Source organism: Mesorhizobium sp. WSM4813 (assembly GCF_055811555.1).
In genome coordinates this window covers 14,224-35,089 of sequence record NZ_JBVVQU010000016.1, presented here as the reverse complement: position 1 = coordinate 35,089, position 20,866 = coordinate 14,224, and the positions used below count along the sequence as shown (strand labels likewise).

The window sequence follows — 20,866 nt, the reverse complement described above, 5'->3', positions numbered from 1 at the left end:
AGTTCCTTCGACCAAACCGTTGGCAAGGAGCGCGTGATGACCGCTCCTGTCGACATCCGCGTCCACGCGACACGGCCCGCGCTCGATGCACGTCCGCTGGAAAAGCGCGTCGGGTTGATCATCCTTGCGACCGACCATACGACCGAACCGGATTTTCGCCGCATGGTGGCGAGCGAGCGGATCGGCGTTTATGTCGCGCGCATTCCCTACGCCAATCCGACGACGACGGAGAATTTGCGCAAGATGCAGCCGTCGCTTACGGCGGGCACGGCGCTCATCCTGCCCGATGAGCCGCTCGACGCGATTTGCTATTCCTGCACCTCGGCCTCCGTGGTCATCGGCGATGCCGAGATCGAGGCGGCGGTTCAGGCAGCCAAGCCCGGCGTGCCTGTGGTCACGCCGCCGATGACAGGGGTGCGCGGCTTGAAGGCGCTGGGCGCCAGGACGATCAGCATACTCACTCCCTACACGGTCGAGACCAGCCGGCCGATGGCGGCCTATTTCGCGGCGCACGGGTTCGACATCGCCAGCTTCACCTGCCTCGGCTTCGAGGACGACCGCGAGATGGCGCGGATTGCGCCGGCGTCGCTGGTCGATCTGGCGCGCGAGACGACCGATGCGCAAGCGGACGCGCTGTTCGTCTCCTGCACGGCGCTGCGGGCTGCACTTGCCGTGATCGGCATGGAAGAGGCGATCGGCCGTCCGGTCGTCACCAGCAACCAGGCGACGGCCTGGAACTGCCTGCGGCTTTGCGGCGACGACGAGCCGCGCGCCGAATTCGGCCGTCTGATGACGCTGCCTTTGAATTGATTGCAGAGCAAAGGTCATGACTGCGAACGACGTCACCCTCTCCGATATCCGCGCGGCGCGCGAGCGCATCGCAGCCAAGGTCGAGCGCACGCCGATCGTGCTTTCCCCGAGTCTTTCCGGACGCTTGGGCGCGCCTGTTTATCTCAAGCTCGAACATCGGCAGACTACCGGCAGCTTCAAGCTGCGTGGCGCCTCGAACGCAATCGCTTCGCTGAACGCCGAGGAGAAGGCGCACGGCGTGGTCGCCGCCTCGACCGGCAATCACGGCCGGGCGCTGGCTCATGCGGCGAAGCTCGAAGGCATGCTTGCGACGATCTGCATGTCGCGACTGGTGCCGCAGAACAAGCTCGACGAAATCCGCCGGCTCGGCGCCGAGATCCGCATCGTCGGCAACAGCCAGGACGATGCGCAGGAGGAGGTCGACCGGCTGGTCGCGGAAGACGGGCTGATCATGCTGCCGCCCTTCGACCATCCTGATATCATCGCCGGGCAAGGCACGCTCGGGCTGGAAATCATCGAGCAGATTGCGGACGCCGCCCTGGTGCTGGTGCCGCTGTCAGGCGGCGGACTGGCAGCGGGTGTCGCCGCTGCCGTGAAGGACGTCAGCCCCGGCACGAAGGTCGTCGGCGTTTCGATGGCGTGGGGTGCGGCGATGAAGGCAAGCCTCGATGCCGGACATCCAGTTTTGGTCGAAGAACTGCCGACGCTGGCGGATTCGCTCGGCGGTGGCATCGGCCTCGACAACCGGCTGACCTTCTCGATGTGCCGCGACCTGCTCGACGATGTGATCCTGCTCAGCGAGGACGAGATCGCCGCCGGCATTCGCCATGCCTATGAACAGGAGCGCGAAATCGTCGAAGGCGCCGGCGCCGTCGGCATCGCCGCCGTGCTCGCCGGCAAGGTCAGGGCGAGCGGCCCTACGGTTCTCATTCTGTCGGGCCGCAACATCGACATGACGCTGCACAGGAAAATCATCTGTGGCGAAGCGATTGAGGAGAGCGCCGTATGAGCCGGATGACGATACTCACCGAAGCCGAATTGCGCGCGATCGTGAAGCTCGATCTCGCTGCCGTCGCCTGCGTCGAAAATGCGTTCCGCGCGCTTGCTACCTTGCCGGTGGCGATGCCGCCGATCCTGCGGCTCGACATTCCCGAGCATCGCGGCGAGGTCGACGTCAAGACTGCCTATGTGCCCGGGATCGACGGTTTTGCCATCAAGATCAGTCCCGGCTTCTTCGACAATCCGAAGCTCGGCTTGCCCAGCGTCAACGGCATGATGGTGCTGCTGTCGGCAAAAACCGGGCTGGTCGAGGCGCTGCTGCTCGACAATGGTTATCTCACCGACATCCGCACAGCGGCGGCCGGAGCGGTCGCGGCGAAACATCTTTCGCGAGCCGACTCCTCGACCGCCGCAATCTTCGGCGCCGGCGTCCAGGCCGGACTACAGCTCGAGGCGCTTATGCTGGTGCGGCCGATCGCGGAGGCCCGCATCTGGGCCAGGGACGTCGCCAAGGCCGAGGCCGCCGCGGAAGCATTGCGCGAGCGGCTGGGCATCGTCGTGCGTGCCGAGCCCGATGCGGCAACGGCGGCGGCCGGCGCCGACATCATTGTCACCACGACGCCGTCGACCGAACCGCTGATTAAGGCCGGCTTCATCTCGGCCGGCCAGCACATCACCGCGATGGGCTCTGACGCCGAGCATAAGAACGAGATCGCGCCGGCGATCCTGCGCATGGCCGATCTCTACGTCGCCGACAGCGCGAAACAGACGCGGCTGCTGGGCGAACTGCATCATGCCATCGCGACGGGCGTGATGGCGGCCGATGCCGAGATTACCGAGCTCGGCCAGATCATCGCCGGCGAAAGGCATGGCCGGCGTTCGGACAGCGACATCACCATCGCCGACCTCACCGGCACCGGCGTGCAGGACACGGCGATCGCCACGCTCGCCCGCGACCGTGCCCGGGCGGGGAATGCCGGGACTGTTTTCGAAAGCTGATGCCGGCCGCGAGGCCCAACAAACGAGGACCAAGAACAATGCAGCCTAATCTGAAATTCTCGCGCGGCGAATATGCGGACCGCCTCGCCAAGACACGCAAGGCCATGGAGGCCAAGGGTGTCGATCTCCTTATTGTCAGCGACCCGTCCAACATGGCCTGGCTGACCGGCTATGACGGTTGGTCGTTCTATGTGCACCAGGCCGTCATCGTGCCGCCGTCGGGCGAACCGGTCTGGTACGGGCGCGGCCAGGACGCCAACGGGGCCAAGCGCACCGCCTATCTCGCGCACGACAACATCGTCGGCTATGCCGACCACTATGTGCAGTCGACCGAACGCCACCCGATGGATTTTCTCTCGCAGGTACTGGCCGATCGCGGCTGGGGCAAGCTCAGCATCGGCGTCGAGATGGACAATTACTGGTTCTCGGCCGCTGCCTTCGCGTCGCTGCAGAAACATCTGCCCAATGCCCGCTTCGTCGACGCTACGGCACTCGTCAACTGGCAGCGCGCGGTGAAGAGCCCGACCGAAATCGATTATATGCGCAAGGCCGCCCGCATCGTGGAAGTGATGCACCAGCGCATCGTCGACAAGATCGAAGTCGGCATGCGCAAATGCGACCTGGTCGCGGAGATCTATGATGCCGGCACGCGCGGCGTCGACGGCATCGGCGGCGACTATCCGGCGATCGTGCCGCTGCTGCCGTCGGGCGCCGATGCGTCGGCGCCGCATCTGACCTGGGACGACCGGCCGATGAAGTCGGGCGAGGGCACCTTCTTCGAGATCGCCGGCTGCTACAACCGCTACCATTGTCCTCTTTCCCGGACTGTGTTCCTTGGTAAACCCACGCAGGAATTCCTCGATGCCGAAAAGGCGACGCTGGAAGGCATGGAGGCCGGGCTTGCCGCGGCGAAGCCCGGGAACAGCTGCGAGGACATCGCCAACGCCTTCTTCGCGGTGCTGAAGAAATACGGCATCGTCAAGGACAACCGCACCGGCTATCCGATCGGTCTCAGCTATCCGCCGGATTGGGGCGAGCGCACCATGAGCCTTCGCCCAGGCGACCGCACCGAGCTGAAGCCCGGCATGACCTTCCATTTCATGACCGGCCTGTGGTTGGAGACGATGGGGCTCGAGATCACCGAATCAATCCTGATCACCGAGACCGGTGTCGAGTGCCTGGCCAATGTGCCACGCAAGCTGGTGGTGAAGGATTGAGCCCGGTGTCCCACCTTCGCCCATCACCGATTACGACGACCGTCGATTTCGACCGCGACGGCGTGCAGCACGGATTCCTGCGCCTGCCTTACAGCCGCGACGACTCAGCCTGGGGATCGGTGATGATCCCGATCTGCGTGATCCGCAACGGCAGCGGGCCGAGCGCATTGCTCACCGGCGGCAATCATGGTGACGAATATGAGGGGCCGCTGGCGCTCTACGATCTCGCCCGCACGCTCGATCCAAAAGAGGTCAGCGGCACGGTGATCATCGTGCCGGCGATGAACTACCCGGCTTTCCGCGCCGGCACCCGCACCTCGCCGATCGACAAGGGCAATCTGAACCGCAGCTTTCCCGGCCGGCCCGACGGTACGGTGACCGAGAAGATCGCGGATTATTTTCAACGTGAGTTGCTCCCCCGCGCAGACATCGCGCTCGACTTCCATTCCGGCGGCAAGACGCTCGACTTCGTGCCGTTCTGTGCCGCCCATATCCGGCCCGACAAGGTGCTGGAGGCGAAGGGGTTCGCGGCGGTCGAAGCGTTCTCGGCGCCGTGGTCGATGAAGATGCTGGAGATCGACGCGGTTGGCATGTTCGACACTGCAGCCGAAGAGATGGGCAAGCTGTTCATCACCACCGAGCTTGGCGGCGGTGGCACCTCCCGCGCGAAAACGGTGCGGATCGCTCGTCGCGGCGTGCTCAATGTGCTGCGCCATGCCGGCATTGTCGCCGGTGCGGTCGAGATGCAGCCGACCCGCTGGCTGGATATGCCGTCGGGCGATTGCTTTTCGTTCGCCGAGGACGACGGGATGATCGAAACCATGATCGATCTCGGCGAGCCTGTCGAAGAGGGCCAGGTTCTGGCGCGCATCCACTCCATCGGTCGCACCGGTACCGCACCTCAGGAGATCAGGGCGAGGATGTCGGGTCTATTGGCCGCGCGGCATTTCCCCGGATTGGTCAAGTCGGGCGACTGCACCGCCGTGGTCGCCGTGCTCGTCGATTGAAGGCAGCCGCAGGGACTCGGCTCATGGATTAGGCGCTCTGCGAAACTGCTTGCGACCGTGCTACTCGATCAGCAGCAAGCCGCGCTTTTTGTCGCCATCGCTGTCGATTGTGTCCATGGCGGAGAACAGGCGCTCACGCTCGATCAGCCAGGGCTTGTAGTCCTCGTTTACGTCGAGGACGAAGACCATGTCCTCGGCCTCCAGATACCCTCCGACCGGGGAAAAATGGCCAGCGCCGGCGCCGAAAATCTTCTCACGGGTGAAGTTGACGATGTAACGGCGGCCGGGATCGTTGGCGCGCTTCATGTGCTCGCGAAACGCCTCGGCGCTCAGATTCCGAAGCACGGAGACTTTCCGCCTGGTGTTGGTTCGAGCGACCTCGGCAAGCTCGTCCAGCGTGAGCCCGATGATGCAAAAGCCTGTCCAGCACTTTCCGGTTCCCGCGAGGACTTCGGCTTCGGTTGTCTCCTCCTCGCCGATGGAGCGGAATGCGTTCGCGACACTTGCCGGGCCGCACCGTGATCCGTTTGATTGCCATGTGACATCGGCATTGAAAGTGGCAGCCACGGGGAGCTTCCAGGCACTGTCAATCAATTCAGGGGTGCGGGTAACCGATGACTGGATTGCACCTTGCGAAACTCTGGACTGGCCAGCAATCAAAAGTGCGCCGCCGCCCAGCAGGCCGACGACGGCGATCACACTGCCGACAATCACACCGAAAGCGAGACTGCGCTTCATTGCTGAACCTCAGAAACAGCAACAGGACAATGAAGAAACGGCACCGCAGCGTCAATCAGCGCCGCACCCGGCCAATCAGCCATCCGGTCCTGCAACAGATCTCGCGGATCGGTCGGCCTTCACAGGACCTTCTGCCGGAACTTCGAATGACAGCTTGAGCAATCCTGCAGGATAAGATGCAGGAGGTGCTCGGCGGGAGCCTTGGCAGGATCGGCTTCCGCCGCTGCCGGCCGATTGCCGAGCAGGCTGCCGCCGCCCATCGCCGGGCCGGGACCCATCCTCATATCGTCGGTGATGCTGGCCCGCTCGGCCTTGGCTGCCAGTGTGCTGGCCAGCGTCCCGATGTGACGGGCCAGCGCCTCGAATTCCGAACGGGCTTGATCAATCTCCAACTTGGCGCCCGAAGGTGCGCCCAATGTCGTGCTGGGAAATTCCGCAATGAGGGCAGGGCCGGTGCGGGCGCGAATGGTTCCGGCCGCCGCCTTGAAAACCGCGGCGTCATAGGCCAGCTTGCCCTCGAACATCCCCGCGATCGTCTTCGCGGCAGCAGCCATCTCCTTCATCGCGGCTTGGCGCGTCGCGACGATTGGGTCAGGTCCGGCCGCGGCCGCCACAGCGGAGGCGCAGGCAAGCGACAGCATCACCGCGGCGGCGGTCCATTTCACTGAACCATGCCCTCTCCCGCCAGTTCGTCGATGATCGGGCAGTCCGGCCTCTCATCGCCCTGGCAGTGCTCGACCAGATGATGCAGCAGGCCGCGCAATCCCACGAGTTCGGCGATCTTCCTGTCGATCTCCACCAGCTTGGCTTCGGCGATAGATTTGACGTCGGCGCTCTCGCGGTCCTTGTCTTGATAGAGCGACAGCAACTGGCGGCACTCGTCGACCGAAAAACCCAGGCTGCGCGAGCGCTGCAGAAACCGGAGGCGGTGGATGTCTGCCGTCGAATAGTCGCGATACCCATTGTCTGTCCGGGCCGGGCGCAAAAGCCCGATATCCTCGTAGTAGCGTATCGTCTTGGACGGCAGGCCGGATTTCTCGGATGCGATGCCAATGTTCATGATGAAAATCTCCGTTTGCATGGAAAATAGACCTTCCAGCTGCTGGAAGGTCAACTGCCCATGGTGATTTTCACGCGCTGCAGCCCTTTGCGGGAGGGAGAGAGGCGACGAGACCGAAGCGTCAGAAGAGAACGTTGGGTCTTTGAGGGTATGGGTCGGGCAGGGAGCCTCGCCCGTGAAGGAGCAGAATCGTTAGCGCGCGCCAGTAGGCCCGCCATGTGAGTTCCAGTCGACCCAAGTACTATCTGATCCTGCGTCGCCTTTTCGCTAAAGGCGAATCTTAGCGAAGGCCAAGGAAGCTGAGTATCGCTATTACGATAACAACGGCCCCAACCAGCCAGATGATATTGTTCATGACAGCTCTCCTTTGTCTTTGCCGCGAATCCCGGGCAGCTGGTTATAATTCGTGGAACGCCTGCTCGGCGTTCTTGTTCCCATAGCCGCCCTCAGGACCGGGGAAGCCCGCGCTTCTGGAGGAGCGCGGGCCGACCGGGGTACGGGCCCCGATCCAGCAGCCAATATCCGGGAGATACTCGCTGTCATCCTACAACTGTTAGTAAGCACTAATGTTCCGTCGATGCAGGAAAAGACCGTGCCCGGTGAGTGCCGGACGCAAGGCGCCTCAGCCCGAAGCGCGGGCTCTTCGGTGGACGCCTCGGTGATGGATCCTATGTTCCTTAGTGCCGGCGAACCGCAGCATAGCCTGGCAAACAGCACGTGCTGAACCTTGGGATGAAATCAGTTCTCTGAAACGTTCAATCGAACAACACTCAAAACCTGATGTCCACATCTGGTGCTGATGACCAAACAACCTCCGGCGGTGGCCCCAAGTATACCGTGCACAACGCCGAGGAGACAGAATATGCCGACCAAAGCGTATATCAACCGGATCGCGACAGCGGTGCCGGAGCACGAGGTTCATCAATTCTATCTGCGTTTCGCGGCCTCCATGCTTGCGGCCGATCGCCGAAGAATTTTCAAACGCATGGCTGACCTTGCCGGCATCGAGCACCGCTATTCCTGCTTTGCACCTGCCGGCGACCCCGAAGGACCATCAGCAGACCTAGCCGGGAGGTTCATCCGGGGCGCCTTTCCTGGAACGGCCGAGAGAATGGCAATGTTCTGTCATGCCGCACCTGTTCTGGCGAAAAAAGGCGTCGACAGATTGGAGCTTGGTGGCGGCGTTTCCCGCATCACCCATCTTATCGTTACCACCTGCACCGGTTTTTCAGCGCCGGGCATCGACCTGGAGTTGGTTGCGCGATGCGGCCTGCCGGAGAGGGTCGAACGCACGATGATCGGGTTCATGGGCTGCTACGCGGCGATCAACGGCCTCAAGCTTGCCCGCCACATCGTCCGCTCCGACCCGCAGGCCAGGGTCCTGTTGGTCAATATTGAACTTTGCACGATGCATCTGCGGGAATCCAGCGAGCTGGAAAAGCTGCTGTCGTTCTGCCTCTGGGGCGACGGCTGTGCGGCTGCGCTCGTCACCGCCGAGCCGCACGGCATCGAGCTCGAAAGCTTTTACTGTATCGTGGCGGACGAGCGGCGGGATCTGATGAGCTGGAGCATTCGCGACCACGGCTTCGAAATGGTTCTTTCCGGCCAGGTCCCGGCAGCAATCCATGAAGCGTTGCGGAGCAACCAGGACGCCATCCTCGGCGACCGGCCGACCGCGGCGATCGACCTCTGGGCCGTGCACCCGGGTGGACGTTCGGTCCTCGACGCCGTCGAACGGGCCCTGAAACTCGCGCCCACCGCGTTGGAGCCATCGCGCGAGGTGCTGCGCCGATATGGAAACATGTCGTCCGCGACCGTCATGTTCGTGATGAAAGAAATGTTGAAGGCGCAACCAGGCCTGCTCGGTTGCGGCATGTCGTTCGGACCTGGGCTGACGGCCGAAACCATGCTTTTCCGAACGGTGCCATGAGCGGCCTGGAGCACCGCCAGCTTGAACCGGAAATCCTCGACGGACTTGCGGGCGACGATCCGCGAGCACTTGCGGCGCGCCGCGACCTCCGTCGCATCAACGCGCTGATGTTTCAGGCGAAGATCATGGCGTCGCTGCTCAGGAAATTTGTGCGAAGGCCGCCACGCCGGATTCTGGAGATCGGCGCCGGCGATGGCTCCTTCATGCTGGCGGTAGCGCGGCGCATGGCCGGGCATTGGCCTGGGGTCGAACTGGTAATGCTGGACCGCGTCGACCTCTTCACCGTGCAATTGCTTGGTGAGTTTGACAGGCTGGGGTGGACGGTCGAAGGTGTCACCGCCGATGTCTTCGACTGGGCAAGAAAGAATGAGGGCACGCGGTTCGACGCGATCACCGTCAATCTGTTTCTGCATCATTTCGACGATGCCGAGCTCGCGCGTCTGTTTTCGCTGATGGCGCCGAAGACCCCGCTGCTCGTGGCGACAGAGCCGTTGCGGACGAAACTGGCGTTGGCCGCGACCCGTCTTCTGCCGGCAATCGGCGCCAATGACGTGACACGAAACGACGCGGCTCAAAGCGTGCGTGCCGGCTTTCGCGGCAACGAGCTTTCCGGTCTCTGGCTCGCAGCAAACGGCAAACCGGTCGAGGAACGGCGCGCCGGCCTTTTTTCCCACATTTTCGTGGGCGCCAGCGCCGGTCATGACCTATGACGCGATTATCGACACACGACGCGATCATCATAGGCGCCGGCCCGGCGGGCACATCCGTCGCGTTGACGTTGGCCCGGCGCGGATGGGCCGTGGCTATTGTGGAAAAGAGCGCGTTCCCGCGCCGCAAGGTCTGCGGCGAATACATGTCGGCAAGCAATCTTGCGCTTCTGGACCAGTTGGAGATCGGCGAAGCGTGGCGTGCCGATGCCGGCCCCGAAATCCGCCGTGTCGGCTTCTTTTCCGGCGAAACTAGCGTCGAGGCGCCAATGCCTCGCGCAAACGATGGGCGCTCTGCAAAAGATGGCTTCGGCCGGGCGCTCGGCCGGGACATTCTCGACGGTCTGCTTTTGCAGGCGGCGCGATCGGCGGGCGTCGAAATCTTTCAGCCTTGCCGCGCCGTCGCCATCGATCGGGATGGCGAGATGCAAATAGTGCGAATACAAGCCGGAAACGAAACGACGATGTTGCGTGCGCCGGTGATTGTCGCCGCTCACGGCTCCTGGGAACCAGGGCCGCTGCCCAGCCAGCTCGGGAAGACCAACCGCCCGTCGGATCTGCTCGGCTTCAAGGCGCATTTCACCGGGTCGTCCCTGGCGCCTGATTTGATGCCCCTGCTGGTATTCCCCGGCGGTTATGGCGGCATGGTCTTGGCGGATCATGGCCGGCTGTCTATCTCGTGCTGCATTCGGCGCGATATGCTTGCACTGTTGCGCAAACAACCTGGCCCCAAACACCAGGGCCATTTGTCGGCCGCCGATGCGGTCTCCCGTCATCTGATGGAATCGTGCCGGGGTGTCATGGATGCCTTGGAGTCAGCTCACGCCGACGGTCCGTGGCTTGCCGCAGGCCCGATCCGGCCGGGAATTCGCTCCTGCTACGAACGGGACATCTTCCGCGTCGGCAATGCAGCCGGAGAGTCTCATCCTGTTATCGCCGAGGGCATCTCGATGGCGCTTCAGTCCGGCTGGCTGCTGGCCTCGGAACTCGCATGCGCGCCAGATGGCTGTGCAGGGCGCGAGGCTGCCGGTAGGCGCTATGAGACGGCCTGGAAGCGACTGTTTTCGACACGGGTCTACGCCGCTGCAGCGATTGCTGGAATTGCCCTTCGCCCCGGTAACGCCACCTTGATGCCGGCAATTATCAGGAATTTTCCGCAGGCACTGAGATTAGGCGCGCAATTAAGCGGCAAGACAAAGCCGGTTCCCGGCTTTGTCTAACAAGTGAGTGCGGCGCATCATGCGCAAACGAGCTCAACAAGCGCTAGCTCCGTCACTTGGGGCAATTCTCCATGTCCGAAGTTGCAGTGCCACTGGCGGAGCCTGTATTCGCATCGGCGCCGGCGGTTTCCTTGCACCGGTCACCCATGCCGTCGGCGCCTGTGGTTGTTGAACCGGTTACGTTTGGATCGGCAGGAGTTGCATTATCGGTGCCGGGAGCCATGGTGCCAGTGCCGGTCCCGGTGGCCGCTCCCGGATCGCTGGTGCCGGATCCTGTGCCGCTTGATTGCGCCATCGCCGAAGTGGCAAGGGCGATGCTGAGTACGGTTGCAGAAAGAATTTTCTTCATCATGATGGGTCTCCATTCGAGTTGCATCGCTGATTGCGATGATTATCCAACGAGCGTTTTTTGGAGTTGTTCCGCCAGACAGAAATTGTGATCGATGGGTTCGCACGGCATTCGGACAAAGGCCCCGCGCTTCCTTCCCGCGGGGCCTTTACTGTCATTTGGAGGAACTTTCACGGAATTTGGACCGGAACCAGCCGCGCTATGCTGCCGTTCACGGCTCGTCGATATCTTGCTTCGAGGGGTTGCGCGAGATGGCGCGTTCCTCTTCGTCGTCCGGCAGCGCCTCGTCACTTTCCTGGTACGGATTGTCGTCGTCTTCCTCGGGCAGTTCAGCCTCGTTCTCGACGTCGCGACGGATGTCGCCGTTTCCCGGCACGCTGTCCGGTAGAATTTCGCCGCCTTTGATCGCGTCCCAATCCTGCTGTTCGATGGTCGGACCTTCGGACGGATCGTCGGGTTTTCTGCGCGGTGCCATCAGAGCTCTCCTATGCATTGGTTGTTCATATCCTTAACTCCGCGGACCGCTGCGTAGTTCCTCGACCGAACCGGCGGAGACCGCCTCACGGCGATCCAGCACCCATCTCGGTTTGGCCTGCCGGCGGGGCTTTTTACCAATACCGCCGGCAGCCCACTAGGAACTTGCATGACCTCTAATATAGGGGCACACTTCGAAACGGGTGGAGGGAAAACAGCTCAAAAAAACAATCGGGAGGAAAGCCATGGATAGCATGAGCTTCACCACGCTTGAACGCGGCAAGACAACAGTCGATGCCGCGGCCCTGGACGCGCTTTCGGCGCAATTGCGCGGCACTGTGTTGAGGGAAGGCGACGCCGCCTATGACGAGGCACGCAGCATCTGGAATGCCATGATCGACCGACGGCCCGGGCTGATCGTGCGCTGCGCCGGCGCCGCCGACGTTATCGCCGCCGTGAATTTTGCCAGGGAAAACAGGCTGCTCGTCGCGGTTCGCGGCGGCGGCCACAACATCGCCGGCAGCGCCGTCTGCGATGGCGGCCTGATGATCGATCTGTCGCCGATGAGATCGGTGCGGGTCGATCCGGCGACGCGGCGGGCATGGGTGGAACCTGGCGCGACGCTCGCCGATGTCGACGCGGAAACACAGGCTTTCGGATTGGCGGTGCCGATCGGCATCAACTCGACCACCGGCATCTCAGGCCTGACGCTGGGCGGCGGCTTCGGCTGGATCACGCGGAAATTCGGCCTGACCATCGACAATCTTCTCTGCGCCGATGTGGTTACCGCCGACGGCAAGCTGCTGCGCGCCAGCCAGACCGAAAATCCGGACCTGTTCTGGGCGCTGCGCGGTGGCGGCGGCAATTTCGGCGTCGTCACGGCCTTCGAGTTCAAGCTCCACCAGGTCGGTCCGCAGGTGCTGTCGGGGCTTGTCGTTCATCCGTTCGCCGATGCCGAAAACGTGTTGGGGGAATACCGAGCGGCGCTCGAAGCAGCGCCCAATGAGCTGACCTGCTGGGTGGTCATGCGGCAGGCGCCGCCGCTGCCGTTCCTGCCGGCCGAATGGCATGGCAAGGAGGTGCTGGTTCTGGCCATGTGCTATTGCGGCGACCTTCAGGAGGGCGAGAAAGCGACGCAAAGGCTGCGCGCCATCGGCACACCGATTGCCGATGTCGTCGGCCCCAACCCATTCACCGGCTGGGAGCAGGCATTCGATCCGTTGCTGACGCCCGGCGCCCGAAACTACTGGAAGAGCCATGACTTCACCGAGCTTTCCGACAGCGCGATCGAGGTCGTCACGGCCGCGATACCCCGGCTTCCGGGGCCGGAATGCGAGATATTCTTCGCCCATATCGGTGGTGCCGCGGGCCGCGTGACGGCGGATGCAACGGCGTTTCCACAACGCAGCGCGCATTTCGTCATGAATGTTCACGCCCGCTGGCGCGAACCGGCAATGGACCGCGCCTGCATCGACTGGGCGCGCGGTGTTTACGAGGCGGCCAGGCCCTATGCCGCAGGTACGGCCTATGTGAACTTCATGCCCGAGGACGAGGTCGACCGGGTCGAAGCAGCCTATGGCGGCAACTATCCGCGGCTTCTGGAAATCAAACAGCGTTATGACCCGCTGAACCTGTTCCGCATGAATCAGAATTTGCGGCCGGTGGAAAGCCTGCGCGCCGCATAGGCGTGCGCACGCAATGACAAAGGCCCGCGCCTCCGACGGAGGAGACGCGGGCCTCATTTCTCGCTTCACCGCTCTAGCTGTTTTTTGCGCAATTCCCTAGGGAAAGCGCTAAGCGCTTTTCCGGGGAAAACCGTTGCACACTTTTCCTGGAATTGCTCTAGGCAGGTATCAAGATCGCAATTCGATGCACGCCGACCACGGCACTTGTGTTGGTGGCACCGTCGGTCTTGCCCTTGGCGCAAGTGTACATGTCCCCTTCCCTAAGCTTGAATTCCTTGTCCGCCTTCTTGATCGTGAATTCGCCGGCAGCAATCGTGCAGACCATGTCGTTGTCCATCACCGTTTCAGGAAAGACTGCTCCGGGCTGAAAGACTATGTCGACGATTGAGATGCTCTTGTAAGCGGGAATGTCGGAGTTGCCAGTGCCGACCTCCACCACTCTGATGCCGGGCGCAACCTCCTTGCCTTCAGTCGGGCCGTATTGCTTGGCTGCCCTTGCAGGCGTCGCCAAAGCGAACAATGGCGTTACCGCGGCGGCCGTGACGCCGAGCGCAATTGCAGATCTGCGATTCATGGTTTCCATCGCATCCTCCCTTTTGTTGGTCGCGCACAAATGTGCATGACAACTTATATTAGCACAGACGAATTTACCTGTATGCAAGGCGGAGCCGGCGACGCAGCCTGCGCGCAGAAGATCATGGTGATGCGACGCTGTTGATCCCGAAACAGCCCTTCAGCTGACGTCCGGCCAGGCAAGGTCTAGTCCTTTCGCTTTGTTGACTCGGCCTGCAAAAACGGGCAGCAAAGCCTGGCATAGAGGGCATTTCCGCTATTTTCATAGTTTTGGAGGGAGCCTTTTTGACATAGACCTTCGCCCAATCGGCGATCGGTAGAGGGATTGGTTAACCAAGTTTGTCCATCTTTTGATTCAATCGGCAACAGACGTGAAGCGTGCCGGGGGGCACCAGGCGACTGTGATTGTGACGGCTGCGAGCCCGCATGCCGCAAGGCCGATTGAGGTTTGGTTGTATGGCGTTGATGCGTTTGAATAACCGGGGTGACAATCCTGATACTGGATTGCCTTCGATGAGGCCCGGCCTGCGCTGGGTCGCGATTCCCGTTGTTGGCGCCGCGATCGCTCTGTGGTCGGCTGCGACCGTGGCCGGCCTCCATTCGGTGGGAACTTCGCTCACCGCGGCCTCCAACAGTCTTCCGCACACCCTGCTCGCGCCGCGCTCCATGGCGCTCGCCGATCCCCGACACACCGTTGCCAATTCACCGGCCAATTCATGGGCCAATTCACCGGCGCCGTCGCTGGCGGCCAGCCGACAGCGTCAGGCGTCGCTGCTCAGCCGATGCGATGCCGGATGCGCGCAGGCCGCCGCGAGCTTCGTGCATGAAGGCAAGATGGCGCGTCTCAAGCCGTTAGCGAAGCCGGATACCGTGCCGGTCGTCGCAGAAATCTCGCCGCAAGCGCGCTTCGACAGCGTGGTGGCGAAAGCCGCGCTGTCGCCGCAAAAGCTTGCTGCTGCCTTTGCCAACGTCACCGCGGCACCTCCTATGCTTGCCAGCCTTCCGGCGGCCGGGCGCGCTGCGGAGCCGGTGCGCCTGCCCGATCAGCATGGTCCCGCGGCCGTGCGCTTCGGGCCCGAGATTGCGGAGTCCGAACGGTCCTCCCGTGTGGCGCTGGCGCTTGCGAATGCATTGCCGGGAGAGATGATCGACGTGCTGCCCCCAGCTGTTGCAGCAAGCGAGCTTTCTATTCCACAGGAACCACAAGGGGGCGAGGTGCAGATGGCCTCGCTGCCGCCGCAGGACGAGATGCCCGACAGCGTTCCCTTGCCGACCTTCCGCCCGCGGGCGGAAATCGATCAGTCAGACGAGGCGCCCAAGGTCGAGGCACCCAGGGCCAAAGCGCCCAAGGTCCAGGCATCGAAGCCCGCCAAGGCCCAGTCTCAGCCATCCAAAGCCAACAAGGCGCCGACCGCCGACGCTCCGCAGGTCGAGATGCCGCGGGCGCCGGCCTTGTCACCGAGGAGTTCGTCACCGGCGGCGATGCCAAGCATGCAAGGCAGCCCGGGCATGCAAGGCAGCCCGGGCATGCCGGCCAAGCGGTCGAAGGCCGCAGACATGCTGGCCTATGCCAAACCCGACAGCCCGGCGGGCGGCGGGGCCTTCCGCAACCTGTTCACCAAGCCAGGCAGCGGCGTCGCCGTCTACGACATCTCGGCGAAAACCGTCTATATGCCGGACGGCTCGCGGCTCGAGGCGCATTCGGGACTGGGCTCGATGGCCGACCAGCCGCGCTACGCCAACCGGAAGAATGCCGGCCCGACGCCGCCCCACACCTACGATCTGAGGCTGCGTGAATCGCGCTTCCATGGCGTCGAGGCGCTGCGTCTCACCCCTATCGACGGCAAAAACAAATATGGCCGCGACGGCTTTCTTGCGCACACCTACCTTCTGCGCGGCCGGCGCGGGGAATCGAGCGGCTGCGTCGTTTTCAAGGACTATGCCCGCTTCCTCGCCGCCTTCAAGAAGGGCAAGGTCAAGCGTCTCGTGGTGCGCGGCTAACCAAGCCGCTGATGCAGGTCGCGTCGGAAGGGACGGGCGCCTGAGCCATCTGTGGCGGCGCAGAATGAAGGCGTTCTGTCGCGATCTTTCGCGCCCCCTTCTGTCCTGCCCTCTTTGCCAAAACTTGGCATCTCCCCCACAAGTGGGGAGATTGGCAGCTTCTGCGCTCCACTCACTCCTGCGGCGTTGGCGATTTGCGAAAGCCGGCGTGACATCCAATCTCCCCCGAAGTGGGGGCGCTGTTCGCCGGCATCGCCGGATTTCCGACCGATTGTCAGCAGCCGGCCTCGAAACCGTTTTCATTCCCGGCCGAGGATACTATGACTGGCAATACCGTGGCGGCGGCTTCAACCAATCAAAGAGGATGTCATGACTATACGGGCTGTCGTTTGGGGCGAGAATATCCATGAGCGGATCAATGAGGTGGTCGCGGACATCTACCCCGAGGGCATGCACGCAACGATCGCCAATGCGCTGGAGCTCGACACCGAAATTTCCGTATCGTGGGCGACACTTGAGCAACCGGAACATGGCCTGCCGGCCGACCGTCTGGCGCAAGCCGATGTGCTCGTGTGGTGGGGGCACAAGGACCATGGCGCTGTCGCCGATGAAGTCGTCGAGCGCGTGGCGCGCCGGGTCTGGGAAGGTATGGGGCTGATCGTCCTTCACTCCGGCCATTTCTCGAAGATATTCAAGACGCTGATGGGCACGCCCTGCACGCTGAAATGGCGCGAGGCCGGCGAGCGCGAGCGGCTCTGGGTGACGAGCCCCAACCACCCGATCGCTGCCGGGATCGGCGAGTATTTCGAGCTCGAAAACGAAGAAATGTACGGCGAGCAGTTCGCTGTGCCGGAGCCGCTGGAAACCATATTCATCTCCTGGTTCCAGGGCGGCGAAGTGTTCCGGTCGGGGCTGACCTATCGTCGCGGCGCCGGCAACATCTTCTATTTCAGGCCCGGCCATGAGACCTATCCGACCTATCACGACGCCACCGTGCAGAAGGTGCTGCGCAACGCGGTGAAATGGGCGCACAACCCGCAGGGCTCAAATCCAGCCATCCTCGACGCGCCGAACGTGCCGGTGGAAAAGGCGCTCGAGCCGATCGTCGAGCGCGGCGGAAAACTCCACGCCGATGGCGAAGCCGGTTTTCGCTAGAACCATGGTCCGAACCTCAGGTTCGGGAAATCTATGGTCAAACAATAAGATAAAGCCCATCCTAAGGATAAGAATCATGCGTCTCCTGATACTCGGCACCGGCTGGATGGCGGCGGAGCACGCCAGGCAGTTCAGCAAGATCGAGGGCGTCGAACTGATCGGCGCCGTCGATCTCGACCGCGCGCGTGTCGACAAATTTTCGGACATCTACGGTATCTCCAATCGGTTCGCGTCGCTGAAAGACGCGCTCGCATGGGACAAGTTCGACGCGGTGGCGAACGTCACGCCAGACCGCATCCACCATCCGACCACCATGATGCTGATCGCGGCGGGCAAGCCGGTGCTATGCGAAAAACCGCTGGCCGAAAATTACCAGAGGGCCAATGAAATGGCCGATGCCGCCGAGCAGGCCGGCATCATCAACATGGTCAACCTGACCTATCGCAACGTCGCCCCGCTGCAGAAGGCGCGCACCATGGTGCTGGCCGGCGAAATCGGCCAGATCAGGCACGTCGAGGCGTCCTATCTGCAGAGCTGGCTGGTGTCCAAATTCTGGGGCGACTGGCGCACCGATCCGAAATGGCTCTGGCGGCTCTCACGCGGTCATGGGTCCAATGGCGTGCTGGGCGATGTCGGCATCCATATCCTCGATTTCGCCAGCTATGGCGCGGCGCTCGACATCGACCATGTGTTCTGCCGCCTCAAGTCCTTCGACAAGGCGCCCGGCAACCGGATTGGCGAGTACGAGCTCGACGCCAACGACAGTTTCACCATGGCGCTGGATTTCAGCAACGGCGCCTTCGGCGTCGTCCATGCCAGCCGCTGGGCAACCGGCCATCTCAACGAATTGCGGCTGCGCATCTATGGCGACAAGGGTGGCATCGAAGTCGTGCACAATCTGAACGGCTCGGAGCTGAAAGTTTGCATGGGCGAGAACATCGAGAACGCCAAATGGCAGGTTCTCGATGCCGGAACGGTGCCGACCAACTACCAACGCTTTGTCGATGCGGTGCGCAGCGGCATGCAGGCCGAACCGTCATTCCGCCATGCCGCCGAACTGCAGAAGGTGCTGGACCTTGCCGTCGTCTCCGACGAGAAGAGGGCAGAGCTGAGGGCCCATGCGGATACTCATTGATGTCGTTCGCTGAAAGGGGCCAGCCATGGTCTCACGCGCCGCGCCTATGTTCTGCGATCAGCTATCGATGGATCGGACCAAGCGGGCCGCCGCTAGAGCGACGTGCGTCCACTTGGACGCACAAAGTAGGCTCTAGCACTTTTGAATTTACGCATCGTGCTTTCCGAAAACCGATTCCGATTTTCGGGCCGATGCGCTAGGCCTCGAGGAAGTCCAGGGCCTTTTCCACGAAGGCGCCGTGATACTGGAAGATCGCCGTATGCCCGCCGTCCTCGTACAGGACCAGCTCGGCATTGGGAAAGCGCCGAGCCAGGTCGACGGAATTGCTGGTGGGCACCATTCTGTCGTGATCGCCATTCACCACGAGGACCGGGTGCCGGATACGCGATAGGTCGGCAGGGCGCTCCCGGCCAAAGGCACGGACCGCCTTGAGCTGCTGGCTGAAGGCGCCGAGCGCGATGGGCTTGTCGCGGTCGTTGGTCCGTTCCTTCAATCGCTGCAGAAACTCGCGCGCCGCCTTCTTGCCGTTGGGGCTTTGGGTGAAGAAGAGGTAGTTCTTTGGGTCCTTGATGGTCAGCGCGGCGCGGATCATGTCGAAGAGGGTGACGAACGTCACCCTGTCGATGCCGGTACCCCCGGCTGGGCCGGTTCCCGCGAGGATGATCTTGCGAACCAGATTAGGTTCCAGCTGAACAATCGCCTGGGCGATGAAGCCGCCAAGAGATAGGCCGAGCAGATCGACCTGCTCGAAACCGAGGGCCCGGATGAAGGCGATCGCGTCGCGGGCCATCGCCTCCACCGTGTTGGGAGTGGACCCGCCTGATGCACCAACCCCGCGGTTATCGAAGGTGATAACTCGCCGTTTTGCGGCAATGCCATCGACGACCCGGGGATCCCAATTGTCGAGAACCGCACTCAGATGGGTAAGAAAGATCACCGGTACCCCTGACGTGGGCCCGAGTTCCCGGTAGGCGAATTTCGTCCCGCCGACGTCGACCGTTTTCGTCGGCACGTCCCTGTGTTTGATGATCGCGGCAGGTCGCGACAGCTGATGCACGTTCATGATGATTTCCTTTCTTCTGGCTTGTCGTTCTCGCGGGGCTGGAGCAGCGCCTTCGCCGCCACCGCGCCAGCCTCAAGAATGCGATCGGACAGTTCGGTTCCGTTCACCGCGCGGGACAGCTCAAGCGTGCCGATCAGGGTCGCAAAGACAGCGAACGCGGCAGCCTCGGGGTCGCGGGCGTCGGGCGTAAGTTCGGCCGCCACCGGGCGTACGAGCTTGAGCAGGTGTTCGGCGTAGACTTGGCGCGTCTCGACCGGCTCACGCGCAATTTCGGGCAACAGCGCGGCTGAAGCGCAACCCTTGCCCGGATTGTCTCGGTGTTCCGCCGACAGATACGCGTCGATGGCCATTGACAGGCCGCCGGCGGCCAATAGCTCCTGAATCTGGGTCGCCTGAGCCTCCAGGGCGGCCGCCACACTCTCACGCACAAGCGCCGCCTTGGACCGAAAGTGGGGATAGAAAGCTCCATTGGTCAGTCCCGCCTCGCCCATGATGCCGGCGAGACCTGATGCAGCGATGCCGTCGGAGCGAAACCGTTCGGTCGCCACATCCATGATCCGCTGCCGCGATGCGTCCTTCCTGCCCTTCTCGTAGCGCATACTTTTCTCCTTCGATCAGCTATTGCATTATGCTTATAATATCACTAAATGATCGTAATGCAATAGGGACGCGCCGCTCCGGGTCTCCTCAATTTGGGAAAGCTACAATGAAGGCCTTCATCGTCGATCGATATGCAAAGAACGCTCCCCTGCGGCTTGGAGAGGTTCCAGAGCCGGAAGTCGGGCAGAATGACGTGCTGGTGCAGATCCATGCCGCCAGCCTCAATCTGCTGGACTCCAAGATCAGGGACGGAGAATTCAAACTCATCCTGCCCTTTCGCCGGCCCTTCGTTGCAGGCCATGACGTGGCCGGAACGGTCATTCGCGTCGGCTCGAAGGTCCGACAGTTCAAACCGGGCGATGAGGTCTATGCGCGACCGCGCGACGGTCGGATCGGGACTTTCGCCGAGTACATCGCCATAAATGATACGGACGTGGCCCTGAAGCCGAAGAGCCTCAGCATGGAAGAGGCTGCGTCCATTCCCCTGGTCGGGCTGACCGCCTGGCAGGCGCTGGTTGAAAGGGCGAACCTGAAGAAAGGACAGAAGGTCTTCATTCAGGCCGGCTCCGGCGGAGTGGGAACATTCGCCATTCAATTGGCAAAGCATCTCGGCGCGACGGTCGCCACGACAACAAGCGCGTCCAACATGGATATGGTTAGGAATCTGGGCGCCGATGTCATCACCGACTACAAGAAGGATGACTTCGAGAAAGTCCTTTCGGGCTACGACGTCGTCCTGAACAGCCAGGACAACAAGACCCTCGAAAAGTCCCTGCGTGTGTTGAAGCCAGGTGGCCTTGCCGTTTCGATTTCCGGTCCGCCCGATGCTGGGTTTGCCAGGGAGAAGGGTCTGAGCGTGATGCTGAACTTGGTCATGCGCTTTTTGAGCGCCGGCATCAGGAGGCGGGCCAGACGCGCAGGTGTCCGATATTCGTTCCTGTTCATGGCGGCCAATGGCGAGCAGCTGACCAAAATCACGTCCCTCATCGAGTCTGGCGTCATCCGCCCGGTCGTAGATCGCGTCTTTCCGTTTGAGCAGACCAACGAGGCCTTGGCCTACATCGAGCAGGGCCGCGCCAAAGGCAAGGTTGTCATCAAGGTGAAATAGCTTTGCAAGACTCCAGGCGGCGAACCTTCGCTTCCG

Annotated in this window: 21 protein-coding genes; 13 read left to right on the top strand and 8 right to left on the bottom strand. The window is 62.4% G+C overall.

The window, feature by feature from the left end; genetic code table 11:
• Positions 1-36: 36 nt before the first annotated feature.
• Genes eutA through doeB form a run of 5 tightly spaced genes read left to right on the top strand, consistent with a single transcriptional unit; the run spans position 37 to position 5,032 of the window.
• Positions 37-810, top strand: coding sequence for an ectoine utilization protein EutA (eutA, locus tag AC0L25_RS11450; RefSeq protein WP_473595582.1), 774 nt, complete (start codon positions 37-39; stop codon positions 808-810).
• A gap of 16 nt (positions 811-826) precedes the next feature.
• Positions 827-1,819, top strand: coding sequence for a hydroxyectoine utilization dehydratase EutB (gene eutB / locus AC0L25_RS11445; protein ID WP_473595581.1), 993 nt, complete (start codon positions 827-829; stop codon positions 1,817-1,819).
• On the top strand, positions 1,816-2,808 hold the full coding sequence (gene eutC / locus AC0L25_RS11440) for an ectoine utilization protein EutC (RefSeq protein ID WP_473595580.1): 993 nt from the start codon (positions 1,816-1,818) through the stop codon (positions 2,806-2,808). Before eutB ends, eutC begins: the two co-directional genes overlap by 4 nt.
• Positions 2,809-2,846: 38 nt before the next feature.
• Complete coding sequence (gene doeA / locus AC0L25_RS11435; protein ID WP_473595579.1) at positions 2,847-4,025, top strand: ectoine hydrolase DoeA; 1,179 nt, start codon at positions 2,847-2,849, stop codon at positions 4,023-4,025.
• Positions 4,026-4,030: 5 nt separating this feature from the next.
• Positions 4,031-5,032, top strand: a complete 1,002-nt coding sequence (gene doeB, locus AC0L25_RS11430) for a N(2)-acetyl-L-2,4-diaminobutanoate deacetylase DoeB (protein ID WP_473595578.1) — start codon at positions 4,031-4,033, stop codon at positions 5,030-5,032.
• A 60-nt stretch (positions 5,033-5,092) separates the two neighbouring features.
• On the opposite strand, the gene AC0L25_RS11425 is transcribed toward doeB, so the two are convergent.
• The 3 genes from AC0L25_RS11425 to cueR form a co-directional block, all read right to left on the bottom strand.
• The gene (locus tag AC0L25_RS11425) at positions 5,093-5,770 is read right to left on the bottom strand and encodes a phytochelatin synthase family protein (protein ID WP_473595577.1); all 678 of its coding nucleotides are present in this window, start codon (positions 5,768-5,770) and stop codon (positions 5,093-5,095) included.
• Positions 5,771-5,889: 119 nt separating this feature from the next.
• On the bottom strand, positions 5,890-6,435 hold the full coding sequence (locus tag AC0L25_RS11420) for a cytochrome c (protein ID WP_473595576.1): 546 nt from the start codon (positions 6,433-6,435) through the stop codon (positions 5,890-5,892).
• Positions 6,432-6,830, bottom strand: a complete 399-nt coding sequence (gene cueR, locus AC0L25_RS11415; protein WP_473595575.1) for a Cu(I)-responsive transcriptional regulator — start codon at positions 6,828-6,830, stop codon at positions 6,432-6,434. Before cueR ends, AC0L25_RS11420 begins: the two co-directional genes overlap by 4 nt.
• Positions 6,831-7,692: 862 nt before the next feature.
• Here cueR and AC0L25_RS11410 point away from each other — a divergent pair.
• Genes AC0L25_RS11410 through AC0L25_RS11400 form a run of 3 tightly spaced genes read left to right on the top strand, consistent with a single transcriptional unit; the run spans position 7,693 to position 10,687 of the window.
• Complete coding sequence (locus AC0L25_RS11410) at positions 7,693-8,760, top strand: type III polyketide synthase (RefSeq protein WP_473595574.1); 1,068 nt, start codon at positions 7,693-7,695, stop codon at positions 8,758-8,760.
• On the top strand, positions 8,757-9,470 hold the full coding sequence (locus tag AC0L25_RS11405) for a methyltransferase domain-containing protein (protein WP_473595573.1): 714 nt from the start codon (positions 8,757-8,759) through the stop codon (positions 9,468-9,470). Before AC0L25_RS11410 ends, AC0L25_RS11405 begins: the two co-directional genes overlap by 4 nt.
• Positions 9,467-10,687, top strand: a complete 1,221-nt coding sequence (locus AC0L25_RS11400) for an NAD(P)/FAD-dependent oxidoreductase (RefSeq protein ID WP_473595572.1) — start codon at positions 9,467-9,469, stop codon at positions 10,685-10,687. The genes AC0L25_RS11405 and AC0L25_RS11400 overlap by 4 nt, the downstream gene beginning before the upstream one ends.
• A gap of 52 nt (positions 10,688-10,739) precedes the next feature.
• Here AC0L25_RS11400 and AC0L25_RS11395 read toward each other — a convergent pair whose 3' ends face one another.
• Together AC0L25_RS11395 and AC0L25_RS11390 are read right to left on the bottom strand one after the other, a co-directional pair.
• The gene (locus tag AC0L25_RS11395; protein WP_473595571.1) at positions 10,740-11,039 is read right to left on the bottom strand and encodes a hypothetical protein; all 300 of its coding nucleotides are present in this window, start codon (positions 11,037-11,039) and stop codon (positions 10,740-10,742) included.
• Positions 11,040-11,247: 208 nt separating this feature from the next.
• A complete protein-coding gene (locus tag AC0L25_RS11390; protein ID WP_352952418.1) occupies positions 11,248-11,511 on the bottom strand; it encodes a hypothetical protein in 264 nt (87 codons plus the stop codon).
• A gap of 244 nt (positions 11,512-11,755) precedes the next feature.
• On the opposite strand from AC0L25_RS11390, the gene AC0L25_RS11385 reads away from it, so the two are divergent.
• Entirely contained in the window at positions 11,756-13,195 is a 1,440-nt protein-coding gene (locus AC0L25_RS11385; protein WP_473595570.1) for an FAD-binding oxidoreductase, read from the top strand.
• Between the two features lie 157 nt (positions 13,196-13,352).
• Here the strand turns inward: AC0L25_RS11385 and AC0L25_RS11380 are convergent, their stop codons facing one another.
• Positions 13,353-13,778, bottom strand: coding sequence for a hypothetical protein (locus tag AC0L25_RS11380; protein WP_352952420.1), 426 nt, complete (start codon positions 13,776-13,778; stop codon positions 13,353-13,355).
• 503 nt (positions 13,779-14,281) lie between these two features.
• Between AC0L25_RS11380 and AC0L25_RS11375 the strand changes: the two genes are divergently transcribed.
• The 3 genes from AC0L25_RS11375 to AC0L25_RS11365 all read left to right on the top strand — a co-directional run bounded on the left by AC0L25_RS11375 (position 14,282) and on the right by AC0L25_RS11365 (position 18,059).
• A complete protein-coding gene (locus AC0L25_RS11375; RefSeq protein ID WP_473595569.1) occupies positions 14,282-15,769 on the top strand; it encodes a DUF2778 domain-containing protein in 1,488 nt (495 codons plus the stop codon).
• 369 nt (positions 15,770-16,138) lie between these two features.
• Positions 16,139-16,924, top strand: a complete 786-nt coding sequence (locus tag AC0L25_RS11370) for a ThuA domain-containing protein (RefSeq protein WP_473595568.1) — start codon at positions 16,139-16,141, stop codon at positions 16,922-16,924.
• A 76-nt stretch (positions 16,925-17,000) separates the two neighbouring features.
• Complete coding sequence (locus AC0L25_RS11365) at positions 17,001-18,059, top strand: Gfo/Idh/MocA family protein (protein WP_473595567.1); 1,059 nt, start codon at positions 17,001-17,003, stop codon at positions 18,057-18,059.
• A gap of 196 nt (positions 18,060-18,255) precedes the next feature.
• On the opposite strand, the gene AC0L25_RS11360 is transcribed toward AC0L25_RS11365, so the two are convergent.
• Together AC0L25_RS11360 and AC0L25_RS11355 are read right to left on the bottom strand one after the other, a co-directional pair.
• Positions 18,256-19,122: an alpha/beta fold hydrolase gene (locus AC0L25_RS11360; RefSeq protein WP_473595566.1), complete on the bottom strand. Its 867-nt coding sequence runs from the start codon at positions 19,120-19,122 to the stop codon at positions 18,256-18,258.
• A complete protein-coding gene (locus AC0L25_RS11355) occupies positions 19,119-19,721 on the bottom strand; it encodes a TetR/AcrR family transcriptional regulator (protein WP_473595565.1) in 603 nt (200 codons plus the stop codon). Before AC0L25_RS11355 ends, AC0L25_RS11360 begins: the two co-directional genes overlap by 4 nt.
• 107 nt (positions 19,722-19,828) lie before the next feature.
• Between AC0L25_RS11355 and AC0L25_RS11350 the strand changes: the two genes are divergently transcribed.
• A complete protein-coding gene (locus AC0L25_RS11350) occupies positions 19,829-20,830 on the top strand; it encodes an NADP-dependent oxidoreductase (RefSeq protein WP_473595649.1) in 1,002 nt (333 codons plus the stop codon).
• The last annotated feature ends 36 nt before the right edge of the window (positions 20,831-20,866 follow it).